A 15,238-nucleotide genomic window follows, 5' to 3' on the forward strand; every position below is an offset into this window, starting at 1 on the left:
AACGCCTGTGATCGCCGCCGGGAGGCCGAGACGAGGTCCGGGCGCCTGGCGCGCCCGGACCCCTTTTCTCGCGGTCGTGTCAGGAGTCGACTTACGCGGCGAGTGCGTGACCTGGGTGGAGCACCACCTTGGTGTAGCCCTCGATCCGCTTGTCGAACTTCTCGTACGCCTGCGGCGCCTGGTCCAGCGGTAGTTCGTGGGAGACCACGAAACTGGGCTTGGCGCGCCCGGCGATGATCAGGTCGCGCAACTGCCGGTTGTACTGCTTGACGTTGCACTGACCCGTGCCCATCTGCTGGCCCTTCTCGAACATCCTGCCGATGGAGACCAGCAGTTGGCCGTGCTTGGCGTGTTCGTCGGGACCGCCCGGGTCCGAGGGCACGTACAGGCCCGGCACGCCGAGCATGCCCGTCGGCCGTACCGTCTCGACCAGCGCGTTCAGCACGATGGCCGGTTCCTCGTGGCTGGCGTCGTGCGCCTGGGCCTGGTAGCCGACGGCGTCGACGCCCTTGTCGGTTCCCTCACCTCCGGTCTGCTCCTTGATCTGCTCAGCCGGGTCCCCCTTGGTGAAGTCGATGGGGATCGCCCCGATCTCCTCCGCCTTGGCCAGCCGCTCGGGCACCCGGTCCACGGAGAACACCTTCGCGGCACCGCGCAGCAGCGCCGAGTAGGCGGCCATCAGTCCCACCGGCCCGGCGCCGTAGACGGCCACGCTCTCACCGGGGGACACCCGGGCGAGTTCGCAGCCGTGGTAGCCCGTCGGGAAGATGTCGGCGAGCAGCACGAAGTCGGTCTCGAACTCCTCGCCCGGGGGCAGCTTCAAGCAGTTGAAGTCGGCGTACGGCACGCGCAGCAGCTCGGCCTGGCCGCCCGTGTACGGGCCCATCGCCACATAGCCGTAGGCGCCCCCGGCGAATCCGGGATTGACCGTCAGACAGAAGCCGGTCTTCCCGGCGAGACAGTTCTTGCAGAATCCGCAGGCGACATTGAACGGCATCACGACCCGGTCACCCTTGGACAGGGAGGTCACGCCGCTGCCGACCTCCTCGACGACGCCGAGGTTCTCGTGCCCGAAGACGATGCCCGACTCGGCGGCCGTGCGGCCCTCGTACATGTGCAGGTCGGAGCCGCAGATCGCGGTCGACGTGACGCGTACGAGCACATCGTTGGGATGCTGGATCCCGGGATCCTGGACGTCCTTCACCACCACACTGAAGGGTTCCTCATAGACGACGGCTTTCACCTGTGTCACCTCCGCCCGCTACACCACGGGTACTTCCAGGTAACGCCGGTGCGGAAGGGGCTGCAAACCGGCGTCCGCCATAGCTGTCCCAGGCGCGCAAGTGAACGCGTGTTCGATAGTAGGGTTCGTTCATGACCGCCACAGGTACGCCCGCGCCGCGCGTGCCGCGCAGTGCCCTCGCCGACACCGTGCTGGACCGGGTCACGGCCGCCTTCACGGCCGCCGCCGATCCCGGGCGGGCGGCCGCGATGCGGACGTACATGAAGGACGTGGCGCCCTTCCTCGGCATCCCCACCCCGGCCCGCCGCGCCCTGACCCGCACGGTCCTCGCCGGCACCCCGCGTCCGGACGAGGCCGACTGCACCGCGGTCGCGCTGCGCTGCTGGGCGCTGCCCGAGCGCGAGTACCACTACGTCGCGATGGACTTTCTGCGCCGGCACGCCGGCCGCTGCTCCTCCGGCTTCCTGCCGGTGGCCCGGCACCTCGTCACCACGGTCCCCTGGTGGGACACCGTCGACCCGCTCGCCGCGCACGTGATCGGACGCCTCGTCGCGGCCGACCACGCCCTCACCGCCGACATGGACGCCTGGATCACCGACGCCGGCCTGTGGCCGGTGCGCGCGGCCCTGCTGCACCAGCTGGCCCGCAAGGACACCACCGACACCGACCGGCTGTTCGGCTACTGCCTGCTCCAGGCCGGGCACCCCGACTTCTTCATCCGCAAGGCGATCGGCTGGGCCCTGCGCGAGTACGCCAAGACCGACCCGGACGCCGTACGGGCCTTCCTGGCGCGGGAGCGGGGCCGGTTCGCGCCGCTGACCGTCCGGGAGGCGCTGAAGAACATCGGCCCCTGAGCCTCGCCTCGGCCGCCGCGAAAACCATTCGACGCCACACCGCCGTTCGGCGATGATCGACCCCATGTTCCGGTACGCCTTCCTCCTCGCAGCATCCGCCGTCGCGGATGCGCCGAAGGCTGCCGCCCCGATCCTCATGGCCGCCGTCGACGGCGCCCGAAGCTGACCCTCTCCGGAACGAACCGGCGGACCCCGCAGGGGGAGGGTCGGCCAGTCCTCGGGGTCCCCGCATCTTTTCCCCGCCTGAGAGGCTTCGAGGTACAGCCATGTCCAAAACGGCCTACGTGCGCACCAAGCCGCACCTGAACATCGGCACCATGGGGCACGTCGACCACGGCAAGACCACCCTGACCGCCGCCATCACCAAGGTCCTCGCCGAGCGCGGCACCGGCACCTTCGTGCCGTTCGACCGCATCGACCGGGCCCCGGAGGAGGCCGCGCGCGGCATCACCATCAACATCGCGCACGTCGAGTACGAGACCGACACCCGGCACTACGCCCACGTGGACATGCCGGGCCACGCCGACTACGTGAAGAACATGGTCACCGGCGCCGCACAGCTCGACGGGGCGATCCTCGTCGTCTCCGCGCTCGACGGGATCATGCCGCAGACCGCCGAACACGTGCTGCTCGCCCGGCAGGTGGGCGTCGACCACATCGTCGTCGCGCTCAACAAGGCCGACGGCACCGACGACGAGGAACTGATCGACCTCGTCGAGCTGGAGGTGCGCGACCTGCTCACCTCCCAGGGCTACCCGGGCGACGCGGTACCGGTCGTACGGGTCTCGGGGCTCAGGGCGCTGGAGGGCGACCCGCGCTGGACGGCGGCCGTCGAGGCGCTGCTCGACGCGGTGGACACCTATGTGCCGATGCCGGAGCGCTACCTGGACGCGCCGTTCCTGCTGCCCGTGGAGAACGTGCTCACCATCACCGGCCGCGGCACGGTCGTCACCGGCGCCGTGGAGCGGGGCACGCTCCGCCTGGGGGACCGGGTGGCGGTGCTCGGCGCCGATGTGGAGAGCGTCGTCACCGGGCTCGAGACCTTCGGCAAGCCGATGCAGGAGGCGCAGGCCGGGGACAACGTGGCGGTGCTGCTGCGGGGCGTGCCGCGTGACGCCGTGCGGCGCGGCCATGTCGTGGCGGCTCCGGGGAGCGTGGTGCCCGCCCGGCGGTTCACCGCCCGGGTGTATCTGCTGTCGGGCCGCGAGGGCGGTCGTACGACACCGGTCGCCACCGGATACCGGCCGCAGTTCTACATCCGTACCGCGGACGTGGTGGGGGACGTCGACCTCGGCCCGGCCGCCGTGGCCCGGCCCGGGGAGACGGTGCAGATGACCGTCGAGCTGGGGCGGGAGGTGCCGCTGGAGCCGGGGCTCGGGTTCGCCATCCGTGAGGGCGGGCGGACCGTGGGCGCGGGGACCGTCGGCTCCGTCGGTTCGTAGCGGCTGAGGTGCGTGGGGAACTGCCGGCGCTTATGGCTGGTCGCGCAGTGCCCCGCGCACCTTCGGGGCACGCGACAATGACCCTGTGACCGAGCAGATACCCGTGACCCGGACCACCGACCACGGCACCGCCAAGCTGATGCCCGACGTCGATCGCGAGCGGGCCTGGCTGCTCACCGTCGACGGGGCGCCGCAGTCGTACGTCGATCTGGACGACCCGGCGCATCTGGAGTTCGAGTACGCCCGGCGGCTCGGATATGTGCTGGACGGCGTCGCCGACGAGGGCCTGCCGCTGGACGTGCTGCACCTGGGCGGCGGGGCGCTGACACTGCCCCGGTACGTGGCGGCCACCCGGCCGGGCTCCCGGCAGGACGTCGTCGAGGCCGACCGGGGGCTGCTGGAGCTGGTGACCGAGTATGTGCCGCTGCCGCGGGGCTCGGGCATCGCGCTGCACACCGCCGACGCCAGGGCCTGGCTGGAAGCCGCGCCGGACGATCACGCCGATGTGCTCGTCGCCGACGTCTTCGGCGGGTCCCGGGTGCCGGCGCATCTGACCACGCTCGCCTACGCCCGCGAGGCCGAGCGGGTGCTGCGGCCCGGCGGGGTCTATCTGGCCAACCTCGCCGACGCGGCGCCGTTCGTCTTCCTGCGCTCCCAACTGGCCACATTTGCTGCCGTGTTCGAGGAGCTGGCGCTGATCGCCGAACCCGGTGTGCTGCGCGGCCGGCGGTTCGGGAACGCGGTGCTGGTCGCCTCGCACCGGCCCCTCGACACCACCGCGCTGGCCCGCCGCACCGCGGCGGACGCCTTCCCGGCGCGGGTCGAACACGGGGCGGCGATCAGCGAGTTCACCGGTTCCGCGCGACCGGTCGACGACGCCGACGCCGTGCCCTCACCCGAGCCCCCCGACGGGGCGTTCGGCATCGGCTGACCCGGCCGGGCAGCCGGCGACCCGCTGGGTACGGCGGGTCAGGGTGCGGACGTCCGGGACCAGCAGCACCAGCGCGGTCACCAGCACGACCAGCCCGGCGCACCCCCACAGCGCGGCCGGCCGGCCGAAGGCGCTCTCCGCGGGGCCCGCCAGCGCGGTGGCGACGGGGATGAGCGAGACCGACCCGAACCAGTCGTACGCCGACACCCGGGAGAGCTTCTCCTCCGGGATCTCCTGGTGCAGCGCGGTCATCCAGGACACCCCGAACACCTCCACCGTCGCACCGGCCGCGAACATCACCGCGTCCAGGGCCCCGGCCGGCGCCGGTACGGCCAGGGCGGCGGCGGGCAGGGCGAGGGGGAAGACGCAGAGGGTGCCGGCGAGGAGCAGGCGGCGGGGTTTCCAGCGGGTCATCAGCAGGGCGCCGGCCACCGTGCCCGCGCCGAACGCGGCCAGGGCCAGGCCCCAGGGGCCCGCGCCGCCGAAGTGGTCGCGGGCGACCAGCGGGCCGTAGACCGCATCGGCCGCGCCGACCACCGCGTTGGCGATCGAGAACTGGACGACGATGCCCCACAGCCAGGGGCGGCCGGCGAACTCCCGCCAGCCGTCGCAGAGATCGGCCAGCATGCCCTCGCCAGGGGTGCGCGGCGGGATGTGGCCGGTGTCGAGGAAGGAGCGCAGGGCGCCCGCGACGGCGAAGGCCGCGGAGTCGAGCGCGAGCACCCAGCCGGGTCCGACGGCCGCGACCAGGGCGCCGCCCAGTGCCGCGCCGCCCAGCGCCGCGCCCTGCGTGGCCATGCGGAACACGGCGAACGCGCGGCCCGCCTGCTCGCCCTCCACCGAGGACAGCAGCATGCCCTCGGCCGCCGGGCCGAAGAACGCCTGCCCGGTGCCGCCGAGCGCGCTGAGCAGCATCATCTGCCACAGCCGGGGTGCGCCGGCCAGCACGAGAGCGGCGAAGGCGCCCTGGGAGAGGCAGTTGAGGGCGTTGGCGGCGACCATCACCCGGTGCCGGGGGAGCCGGTCCGCGAGCGCGCCGCCGACCAGCAGGAACACCACCAGCGGCACCGTGCGTGAGGCGGCCACCAGCCCCACGTCGCCGCCGTCGCCGCCCGCGTCCAGCACGGCGAACGCGGCGGCGATGAGCGAGCCGTTCGCACCGAGGCCGGTCACCACGGCCGCGGCCGTCAGCAGGGAGTAGTTGCGGCCCGCCCAACTCGCCCGGAGACGCGGTTCTTTGACTGCCATGACCCCCCACCCTAAGGTGATCGAGCCATGTCCATGACTATTTGTCAGGGTGCCCGCCTCGGCGGCCGGGGCGATCCGGTGCCAGCCCGTCGCCCACAGCTACGTCGTGACCAAGACCAAGGCCCCCGTGCACAAGACGCCGCGCCCCAGCGGCAAGGTGATCGGCCATGTGTACAAGGGCCAGCACGTGGCCTCCCGGTACGAGTGCGCCAACAGCGACGGCACCTGGGAGTGCCTCTCCCGCTGCCAGGTCTCCGACGGCGGGGACGACAGCTTCTGGGGCAACTGGGTCTACCGCGGCTACCTGAGGCAGGGCTGACGCTCCACGGTGCTCCGGCCCGCCGTGCCACGGCAGGCCGGAACACCGTGCGGGCTCACTGGTTCGTCGGGTCGCCGTGCAGCCTGACCGTGTGAAGGACCTTCAGCACGGTCTCCTCGGACACCTCGCCGCTCACGCCCTTGGCGCCGTAGAAGTTGAACGACACATAGTCGTGCGCCGAGTTCTGGAAGCCGAAGGTGAGTGCCTTGCCGTCGCTGACGCACTTGCCCTTCTTCGGCGTGTGCGTCGACTGCGCCCAGGCGTAACTGCCCTTGATGCCCGAGTCCGTGGTGAAGGCGGTGGCCTTCTTGTCCCAGGAGATGCTCTTCTTGTCGGGCTGGGTGTAGCCGCCGTAGACCCACCAGGCCGGCGTGTTGACCGCGATCTCGTCCGTGTTCTTGGCGCCGTTCGCCCCCTTGGTGCCCACGACCGCCAGCGGGGTGTCCTCGGTGCGGCCGTCCTTGTCGTCGTCCGAGGTGCACCACTTGGACTTGTACTCGGCGATGCCCGACATGGTGATGCCGGTGTCCGTCTCGCCCTTCGGGAAGGTGAAGTTGACGGCGATGCCGGGGGACTGGACCTCCCACTCCGCCGGCACGTCGAAGGCGATGCCCCACTTGGGGTTCACCACGACCTTCCAGCCGGGGACGGTCGGCTTCTCGGTCCCGGTGCCGCGCGGGTCGTCGGTCGCCGACGAGCCGCCCGTGGGCTGGGAAGCCGGTGACTGGCTCGCGTGCTGCCCGCCTTTGCCGCCGCCGGCCTGGTCGTCCGTGCCGTCCTTCTTGCCGAGGACGAGATACCCCGTCACGCCCGCGGCGACCACGACCGCGGCGGCCGCGACGATCGCGATCAGCCTGGTGCGGCCGCCGCCGCCCTGTGGGGGCTGCGGGGCGGGCATGGCGGGCGGCTGCGGCTGCTGACCGTACGGCCCGGCCTGCGGATACTGCTGGTATCCGGGCTGCTGGTACGGGTTCGGCTGCTGGTAACCCGGCTGCTGATACGGATTCAGCTGCGGGTTGTTCTGCGGGTTCGGCGCGCCCCCTGGCGGCTGCTGATCTGGCCACATGGCCAGTAACCCTAGTGCCGCCCCGGACACGATTCGGTCACCGGCCCTCGTCAGGGTCGTAGCGAAACGGGGCGGGCGGCGGTTCGCGCTGGTCGGTGGGGAGCGCGCGGGGCTGGCCAGTTTCGCTACTCGCCAGTAACATCGGGTGCATGACAGTTGAGAGCGCCTCGATGGGCGAGATGCTGGCCGCAGCCGTTCCGATGGTGCGGACCCTGAACCTGGAGTTCGTCGAGGTCGGCCCGGAGCGTGCCGTGCTGCGGCTGCCGGACCAGCCGGACTACCACAACCACATCGGCGGCCCCCACGCCGGCGCCATGTTCACCCTGGCCGAGTCCGCCAGCGGTGCGATCGTCCTCACGGCCTTCGGCGATCAGCTGGCGCGCGCGGTGCCGCTCGCGGTGCGGGCCGAGATCGCCTACAAGAAGCTGGCGATGGGGCCGGTGACCGCCACGGCGACCCTGGGCCGCCCGGCGGCCGAGGTCGTCGCCGAGCTGGACGCCGGGGGGCGGCCGGAGTTCCCGGTCGACATCGCCATCCAGCGCGAGGACGGGGCCGTCACCGGCGAGATGACCGTGGTGTGGACCCTGCGGCTGAACGGCTGAAACCGTAGAGGAGAGCCGCCGGGGACGGAGGCGCTCGGCGGCCGGTCGGCGCTCGGCGTGCGTCAGAGGTTGATCATGTGTCCGGCCAGGCCGTGCACCGCCTCCTGGACCGCCTCGCCGAGCGTCGGGTGGGCATGGACGTTACGGGCGATCTCGTGGACGGTGAGGTCCCACTGCTGGGCCAGCGTCAGCTCGGGCAGCAGCTCGGTGACGTCGGGTCCGATCAGGTGCCCGCCGACGAGCTCGCCGTACTTCGCGTCGCTGATCAGCTTCACGAAACCGGTGGCGTCGCCCAGGCCGTGCGCCTTGGCGTTCGCCGTGAACGGGAACTTCGCCACCCTGACGTCGTAGCCCAGTTCGCGCGCCCGCTCCTCGGTGTGGCCGAAGCTCGCGATCTGCGGCTGGCAGAAGGTGGCGCGCGGGATCATCGCGTAGTCGAGTTCCATGGTCTCCGCGTCGGCGATCGTCTCGGCGGCGATCACCCCCATCGCCTCGGCCGCGTGCGCGAGCATCAGCTTCGCCGTGACGTCGCCGATGGCGTAGATGTGCGGGACGTTCGTACGGCAGCGGCCGTCGACCTCGATCGCGCCGCGTTCGGAGACCCGCACGCCGGTGGTCTCCAGGCCGTAGCCCTCCACGTTGGGGGCGAAGCCGAGCGCCTGGAGCACCTTGTCGGCCTCCAGGACCTGCCGGGATCCGTCCTTGCCGGTGACCGTGACACGCACCTGGGGGCCCGACTCGTCGATGGACTCGACCCGGGTCGAGGTGAGCGCGTCGATGCCCAGCCTGCGGTACTGCTTGGCGAGTTCCGCGGACACCTCGGCGTCCTCCAGCGGGGCGAGGCGGTCCAGGAACTCGACCAGCGTGACCTTCACGCCGTAGTTGTGCAGGATGTAGGCGAACTCGACGCCGATCGCGCCGGCGCCCGCGATGACGATCGACCGCGGCAGCTCCTCGGCGAGGATCTGTTCCTCGAAGGTGACCACGCGGGAGGTGCGCCGGGTGCCGGGCAGCAGTTTGGGCGTGGCGCCGGTGGCGATGACGCAGTGGTCGAATCCGATGGTGCGGGTGTCGCCGTCGAAGCCGGACACCTGGAGGGTGTGCGGGTCGAGGAACGTGCCGTGCCCGTCGAGCTCCGTGATCTTGTTCTTCTTCATCAGGTAGTGCACACCCTTGACCCGGCCGTCGGCGACCTTGCGGCTGCGGCGGAACGCCTCGCCGTAGTCGAAGGACACCGGTCCGTCGGCGCGGATGCCGAACGTCTTCGCCTCGCGGGTGACGATGTGCGCCAGCTCGGCGTTGCGCAGCAGGGCCTTGGTCGGGATGCAGCCCACGTTCAGGCAGATGCCGCCCCAGTACTTCCGCTCCACCACGGCGACGCGTCTGCCCAGCTGGGCGGCGCGGATAGCGGCCACATAGCCGCCCGGTCCGGCACCGAGCACCACCACGTCGAAGCGGTCCTCCGGCTCGTCCGTCATCGATGCCTCCTGCAGCGGGACGCGTTCGGGCTCGGCCAGGGTTCCCCGTTCCCGCCCGGCGGCAAACGGCGGCGCCGCCGGGCGGCCGTGGACTTCACCCGGGTGCGGTGCGGAGCCGCCTCATGACGGAAGGGCGGGGCGGTCGACGTGCAGCAGGCGCGGTGGCTGTGCGGCGGGTTCGGGCAGGCGCAGCGGCGCCGCGCCGGGGGTGATGCTGCCGAGCAGCGTGGCCCGGCGGGCGCCGGTGCCCGAGGGCAGGGTGCCGGGCAGCCCGTGCACGGTGAGGAAGCCGAGGACGGCGAAGGCCAGGGCCTCCTTGGCGTCCGAGGGCAGGCCCAGGTCGTCGCTGGGCCGCAGCCGCACGCCGGGCAGCTCCTCGCCGATCATGCGCATGAGCACCGGGTTGCGGGTGCCGCCGCCGGAGACGACGAGTTCGGTGACCCCGTGGGCGCGGCAGGCGTCGGCCACGGTGACGGCGGTGAGCCGGGTCAGGGTGGCCAGGACGTCGTCGGGGTCCGGGGTGGGCGCCGCCGCCAGTGCCCGCTGCAGGTAGGGCAGGTGGAAGTGCTCCTTGCCGGTGCTCTTCGGCGCCGGCCGGTGGTAGTAGGGGTCGTCGAGGAGGGCGCGCAGCAGTTCCTGGCTGGTCCGGCCGGCGGCGGCCCTGCGCCCGTCCTCGTCATAGGTGGCGGCTCCGCCGGTGAAGTGCCGTACGGCCGCGTCCAGCAGGGCGTTGGCGGGGCCGGTGTCGAAGGCCAGCGGTTCGGCGCCGGGTGCGAGGACGGTGACGTTGGCGATGCCGCCGAGGTTGAGCGCGGCCGGAGTGCCGGGCAGGGCGCGCAGCAGCAGGGTGTCGGTCATGCCGACCAGCGGTGCGCCCTGCCCGCCCGCGGCCACGTCACGGCTGCGCAGGTCGGCGACGACCGGCAGCCCGGTGGCCTCGGCGATCCAGGCCGGCTGGCCGAGTTGGAGCGTGCCGCGGACGGTGCCGTCCTCCACCCAGTGGTGCACGGTCTGGCCGTGCGAGACCACGAGGTCGGCGCTGCCGTCGCACAGCTCGCGCAGCGCGCGGGCGGCGGCGCCGGCGAAGGCCTGGCCGACGCCGGTGTCCAGGGCGCAGACGGCATGCGTGGTCGTCGTGGCCGGCGGCAAAGTGGCGCCGATCAGGTCCCGCAACGCGTCCGGGTACGGCACGGAGAGGTGCCCGAGGGGCCGTAGCCGCAGGGTGTCGCCCTCCAGGGCGAGGTCCGCGGCGGCGGCCTCGATGGCGTCGTAGGAGGTGCCCGACATCAGGCCGATCACGCGCACGGCACCTCCCGGCGACTCGTCCGCCGCGTGGGCGGCGTCTGTCGACGCTGTGGCATGGCTTCTCCCTCGGGGGTCGGGACGGGTGCGGGGGCCGAGGCGGCGGCCCCAGCAGCGAAGATGTGCACGATCGCAGGTCGAGGGGACGCCGGGGTGGCGGCCCGGTGGCCGGGGGTGTGCGGTGGCTGGTCGGGGCTGGGGCGGTGGCGCCGCGCCGGGGGTGTGTGTGGTGGCAGGTTGGGTTGGGGCTGGGGTGGTGGTCCGGCTGCCGGGGGTGTGTGTGGTGGCTGGTCGGGGCTGAGGTGGTGGCTCGGCGCCGGGGGTATGTGCGGTGGAAGGTCGGGTCGGGGCTGCGGTAGTGGTCCGGCACTGAGGGTTGTGTGGTGGCAGTTGGGTTGGGGCTGCGGTGGTGGTCCGGCGCTGGGGGTGTGTGTGGTGGCAGGTTGGGTTGGGGCCGGGGTGGTGGTCCGGCACTGGGGGTGTGTGTGGTGGCAGGTTGGGTCGGGGCTGAGGTGGTGGTCCGGCGCTGGGGGTGTGCGCGGTGACTGGTCGGGACGGGGCCGGGGTGGTGGGCCCCGCACCGGGGGTTTGCGCGGTGGCAGGTCGGGACGGGGCGGGGGCGGTGGCCCCGCACCCGGCATGTGCGCGGTGGCAGCTCGGGGCGACGCCGGTGCGGTCGCCCCGCACCGGGGATGGCGCGCTGGATGGTCGGGACGGGGCTGGGGCGGTGGCGCCGCGCCGGGGGTGTGCGTGGTGGCAGGTCGGGACGACGCCGAGGCGGTGGCCCCGCACCGGGGGTATGTGGTGACTGGTCGGTACGGTGCCGAGGTGGTGGCCCGCGCCGGGGGTGTGCGCGGTCGCTGGTCGGTACGGGGCCGGGGCGGTGGTCCCGTGCCCGGGGTCGCCGCCCGCGACCAGCGCGGTCACCAGGTCCGCGGCGGGTGCGCGGTCGCAGGTCGGTACGGTGCCGAGGCCGTCGGCCCAGCCCGGATGTGCGCCCTCAATCGGTGCCGGTGGCTGTCGCGATGCGGCCGGTGCCGGGGGCCGGTTCGCCGTCGCCTGCCGGGATCGTGGCGGTCTCGGGGGCGCGGTGGAACAGGCTCGTCAGGCCGCCGACCATCAGGGTGATGACGACGCCGATCGGCACGAGCCACTGGGCGGCGATCGCGGTCGGCACGGTGGCGCCGGCCACGTGGGCGTCGATCTTGACGCTGCGCACGATGTACGTCATCACGCCGATCGTCACCAGGAACGCCACGACGGAGTCGATCTCGTTGGCGCGCCGGACGAGGCGTCCGAGCAGGAACGCGCCGAGCAGGGCGCCGTAGGTGTAGCCCGCGATCGTCAGGCCGGTCAGGTAGACGTTGCCGGTGCTGGTGCTGAACGCACAGGCGAACACCGCCATCAGCACCGCCCACACCAGCGTCATCACCCGGGCGAGCTTCAGCAGCGACTCCTCGGACGGCGTGCTGCGGAAGAAGCTGTGGATGATGTCGGCGACCGTCGAGTTCGACATGGAGTTCAGGGCCGAGGACAGCGAGCCCATCGCGGCGCCGAGGATGCCCGCCACCAGCAGACCGGAGATCACCACGGGCAGCCCGTGCAGGATGAACTGGGGGTAGAGGTTGTCGGAGCTGCTCAGGCCGAGCTGCTTGAAGTCCTTGCCCTGGTTGTACGACCACAGCAGCGCGCCGACGAGCGAGAAGGCGGCGAACTGCAGGGTGACGAAGACACCGGAGGCGATCATGGCCTTCTGGCCGTCGCGCAGCGAGCGGGTGGCCAGGACGCGCTGGACGATCAGCTGGTCCGAGCCGTGGCTGGCCATGGCGAAGATGGCGCCGCCGACGATCGCGGTCGGCAGGGCGAAGGGGCTGGTCAGGACGTGCGCCAGGGTGAAGTCGGTGTCGAACAGCTTGAAGTGGCCCGAGTGCAGCGCGCCGGCGAACCCGCTGCCGCCGACGTGGCCGGACAGCACGGCGATGGCGAGGACCGCGCCGCCCAGGTACAGGCCCATCTGGATGGCGTCGGTCCAGATGACCGCCTTGATGCCGCCGAGGTAGGTGTAGACGACGGTGATCGCCGTGAGCACGATGATGATCAGCCGGTAGCCCGCGTGCACCCCGAACTCGTCGAGCAGCAGCTTGATCGGGATGGCGGAGGCGAACAGCCGGACGCCCTCGGCGAGGAGCCGGGTGAAGACGAACGTCACCGAGGCGAGCCCCTGCAGCTTCAGCCCGAACCTGCTGCCCAGGTACTGGTAGGCGCTGACGAAGCCGCCCCGCTTGTACAGGGGGATCAGCACGGTGGCCACGACCACGCGGCCGATGACGTAGCCGAGGGCCAGCTCGACGTTCCCGAAGCCCTGCCCGCTGTACGCGCCGCCGGGCACGCTGATCACGGTGAGCACGCTGGTCTCGGTGGCCACCACGGAGAACGACACCGTCCACCACGGCATGCTGCCCTCGCCGACGAAGTAGTCCTTCGCGGTGCTCTGCCGGCCGGCCAGGCGCAGTCCGATCACGGCGATCGCCACCAGATAGACGACGACCACCACGAGGTCGAGTTGACGCACGCTCACTCCTAAGCGACGGCCGGCGGGGGCACCGGCGAGGTGGGGACGGGGGAGAAGGGCGCCGCCCGCCGTACGCGGACGACGTGGGGCTCGTGCGGTGCGCCGGCGTCCAGCGCCAGCAGGCGCGCACCGTCCAGCGGTTGCCCGAGCGGGTCCCGCAGGCGCAGGGGGAGCGGGGAGCCGGCCAGCGCCGAGCGCAGCGGATTGAGGAGCGGTTCGCCTAGGCCGGTGAGCCCGCCGGTGATGGTCACGGAGAGGGCGTCGCCGCCGATCCGGCGGGCGGCGGCGAGCACGGCATCACCGAGCGCGTGGGCGGCGTCCCGGATGATCGCCGAGGCCGCGGCGTCGCCGGCCGCGGCCAGGCGCGCGACGTCCGGGGCGAAGGACGCGGCGGTCCGCGCGGGGTTGCCGTCACGGCCGAGGGCCACCGGAATCCGGTCCGGGTCGCCGAAGCGTTCGGCGGCGGCGGCCAGCAGCGCCGTGTCCGGGCCGCGTCCGTCATGGGCCCGCAGCGCGGCCCGCAGCCCGGCCGCGCCGATCCAGGCGCCGCTGCCCTCGTCGCCGAGCCAGGGACCCCAGCCGTCGACGCGGGCGTGCGACCCGTCGTCCCCGATGCCGACGGCGACGCTGCCGGTGCCGATCGCGAGGACCACGCCGGGGCGGCCGCCGAGGGCGCCCGCGTGGGCGGTGACGGCGTCGCTGGTGACGGCCACCTCGTCCGTGGGCAGGTCCTCGAGGAGCAGGCCGGCCAGCGCGCGGGCGGCCTCCGGTGCGGCCGCCGCTCCCGCCGCGCCCACGCAGACCGCGGCCGGCCGCGGCGCGGTCTCCCGTTCGAGGAGGGGGAGTACGGCGGCGAGTACGGCGGTGCGGGCGGCCGCCACTCCGTTCTCGGCGGCGAGCCCGGGGGCCCCGGGCACCTCCTGGATCCGCCGGGCAGGACCGTCACCGCCGTTGAACAACGCGGCACGGCAGCCGGTCTTGCCCAGGTCCACCGCGACTACTGCTGTCATACGGCACGCCTTCGTGTCATCCCGGATCGTCGCTCCGGCCGCTCACCAGGACGGCTGGACGGCCGGTGACCGGCGCGGAGCGCGGTTCAGCGAGTATCAGAACGACCCACTTCACATGTCAATAAGTAACGTCGTGCAATTCGATGCGTAACTTTTTGACGCCCGGCCGGAGGCGTGGCTACTGTGACGCCACCCAGCCAGGAGGAACGGCCCATGGCCAGCACGGAACCACCTCGCATACCGGACCGGCCCGCGGAGGACACCTCCGCCGCCGGGACGCTGGCACGCATCCGGACGGCCCTGTCGTCCCTGGCGCCGTCGGAGCGACGCGTGGCCCAGGCCGTCCTCGCCGATCCGGCGCAGGCGGCGAAGCTGTCCATCAGCGCCCTCGCCCGGCGGGCCGACACCTCGGTGGCGACCGTGATGCGCTTCTGCCGGGCCATAGAGATCACCAACTACCCGCAACTGCGCCTGGCGCTGGCCGCGGCGGCCGCCCGCGAGCACGCCCTCAGCGGAGACCGCCCGGCGCCGGGCACCGACATCAGCGCCAGCGACACCCTCGACGAGATCGTCCGCAAGATCGTCTACAACGAGGTGCGCGCCCTGGAGGACACCGGGGCGGGAGTGGACGTCGAGGTGCTGGGCCGGGCCGTTCAGGCCCTGGCGGGAGCGCCCAGGATCGACGTCTTCGGCGTCGGCGCCAGCGCGTTCGTCGGCCAGGACCTGCACCAGAAACTGCACCGCATCGGCCGCGTGGCGTTCATCTGGACCGACCGGCACGCCGCGCTCACCGCCGCCGCCCTGCTCGGCCCCGGCGACGTCGCCCTCGCCATCTCCCACTCCGGCGAGACCGAGGACACCGTCGAGCCCCTGCAGGCCGCCGCCGAGCGCGGCGCCACCACCATCGCCCTCACCAACGTGCCCCGCTCCACCCTCGCGGAGAGCGCGGACCTGGTGCTGACGACCTGCGCCCGGGAGACCCCCTTCCGCTCCGGCGCGACCGTCAGCCGCATCGCCCAACTCGCGCTCATCGACTGCCTGTTCGTCGGCGTCGCCCAGCAGTCCTACGAGGCCACGACCGCGGCGCTGGAGAAGACCTACGGCGCGGTCCAGCGCCGCAGGCGCCAGCCGGCGCCCCGCCGCACGCCGTCCGGCGACTGACCGCCACCCC

General features: G+C 72.7%; 13 protein-coding genes. 6 read left to right on the top strand and 7 right to left on the bottom strand.

The window, feature by feature from the left end; genetic code table 11:
• Positions 1-91: 91 nt before the first annotated feature.
• Positions 92-1,243 carry a glutathione-independent formaldehyde dehydrogenase gene (locus AB0950_RS09400; RefSeq protein WP_360146936.1) on the bottom strand — a complete coding sequence of 384 codons (1,152 nt, stop codon included), beginning with the start codon at positions 1,241-1,243 and terminating at the stop codon, positions 92-94.
• Positions 1,244-1,374: 131 nt separating this feature from the next.
• Here AB0950_RS09400 and AB0950_RS09405 point away from each other — a divergent pair, with 131 nt between their 5' ends.
• The 3 genes from AB0950_RS09405 to AB0950_RS09415 all read left to right on the top strand — a co-directional run bounded on the left by AB0950_RS09405 (position 1,375) and on the right by AB0950_RS09415 (position 4,470).
• On the top strand, positions 1,375-2,097 hold the full coding sequence (locus AB0950_RS09405) for a DNA alkylation repair protein (protein ID WP_366778220.1): 723 nt from the start codon (positions 1,375-1,377) through the stop codon (positions 2,095-2,097).
• Positions 2,098-2,363: 266 nt separating this feature from the next.
• Positions 2,364-3,539 carry an elongation factor Tu gene (gene tuf, locus AB0950_RS09410; protein ID WP_360575597.1) on the top strand — a complete coding sequence of 392 codons (1,176 nt, stop codon included), beginning with the start codon at positions 2,364-2,366 and terminating at the stop codon, positions 3,537-3,539.
• A gap of 85 nt (positions 3,540-3,624) precedes the next feature.
• Positions 3,625-4,470: a fused MFS/spermidine synthase gene (locus AB0950_RS09415; RefSeq protein WP_366778221.1), complete on the top strand. Its 846-nt coding sequence runs from the start codon at positions 3,625-3,627 to the stop codon at positions 4,468-4,470.
• Here the strand turns inward: AB0950_RS09415 and AB0950_RS09420 are convergent.
• Complete coding sequence (locus AB0950_RS09420; protein ID WP_366778222.1) at positions 4,432-5,718, bottom strand: MFS transporter; 1,287 nt, start codon at positions 5,716-5,718, stop codon at positions 4,432-4,434. The genes AB0950_RS09415 and AB0950_RS09420 overlap by 39 nt on opposite strands.
• 106 nt (positions 5,719-5,824) lie before the next feature.
• On the opposite strand from AB0950_RS09420, the gene AB0950_RS09425 reads away from it, so the two are divergent.
• Positions 5,825-6,037 carry a hypothetical protein gene (locus tag AB0950_RS09425; RefSeq protein WP_360146922.1) on the top strand — a complete coding sequence of 71 codons (213 nt, stop codon included), beginning with the start codon at positions 5,825-5,827 and terminating at the stop codon, positions 6,035-6,037.
• A 55-nt stretch (positions 6,038-6,092) separates the two neighbouring features.
• Here the strand turns inward: AB0950_RS09425 and AB0950_RS09430 are convergent, their stop codons facing one another.
• Entirely contained in the window at positions 6,093-7,103 is a 1,011-nt protein-coding gene (locus AB0950_RS09430; protein WP_366778223.1) for a hypothetical protein, read from the bottom strand.
• A 149-nt stretch (positions 7,104-7,252) separates the two neighbouring features.
• Between AB0950_RS09430 and AB0950_RS09435 the strand changes: the two genes are divergently transcribed.
• Complete coding sequence (locus AB0950_RS09435; RefSeq protein ID WP_360146916.1) at positions 7,253-7,705, top strand: DUF4442 domain-containing protein; 453 nt, start codon at positions 7,253-7,255, stop codon at positions 7,703-7,705.
• A gap of 62 nt (positions 7,706-7,767) precedes the next feature.
• Here the strand turns inward: AB0950_RS09435 and lpdA are convergent, their stop codons facing one another.
• From lpdA to AB0950_RS09455, 4 genes are all read right to left on the bottom strand, one after another.
• Entirely contained in the window at positions 7,768-9,183 is a 1,416-nt protein-coding gene (gene lpdA, locus AB0950_RS09440) for a dihydrolipoyl dehydrogenase (protein WP_366778224.1), read from the bottom strand.
• A gap of 120 nt (positions 9,184-9,303) precedes the next feature.
• Positions 9,304-10,488 carry an anhydro-N-acetylmuramic acid kinase gene (locus tag AB0950_RS09445; protein WP_360575601.1) on the bottom strand — a complete coding sequence of 395 codons (1,185 nt, stop codon included), beginning with the start codon at positions 10,486-10,488 and terminating at the stop codon, positions 9,304-9,306.
• A 997-nt stretch (positions 10,489-11,485) separates the two neighbouring features.
• A complete protein-coding gene (locus AB0950_RS09450; protein WP_366778225.1) occupies positions 11,486-13,057 on the bottom strand; it encodes a sodium:solute symporter in 1,572 nt (523 codons plus the stop codon).
• An 8-nt stretch (positions 13,058-13,065) separates the two neighbouring features.
• The gene (locus AB0950_RS09455) at positions 13,066-14,067 is read right to left on the bottom strand and encodes a BadF/BadG/BcrA/BcrD ATPase family protein (RefSeq protein WP_366778226.1); all 1,002 of its coding nucleotides are present in this window, start codon (positions 14,065-14,067) and stop codon (positions 13,066-13,068) included.
• A 213-nt stretch (positions 14,068-14,280) separates the two neighbouring features.
• Between AB0950_RS09455 and AB0950_RS09460 the strand changes: the two genes are divergently transcribed.
• Positions 14,281-15,228 carry a MurR/RpiR family transcriptional regulator gene (locus tag AB0950_RS09460; RefSeq protein WP_360146901.1) on the top strand — a complete coding sequence of 316 codons (948 nt, stop codon included), beginning with the start codon at positions 14,281-14,283 and terminating at the stop codon, positions 15,226-15,228.
• Positions 15,229-15,238: the final 10 nt, after the last annotated feature.

Source organism: Streptomyces sp. NPDC007189 (genome assembly GCF_040703635.1).
Lineage (GTDB): Bacteria > Actinomycetota > Actinomycetes > Streptomycetales > Streptomycetaceae > Streptomyces.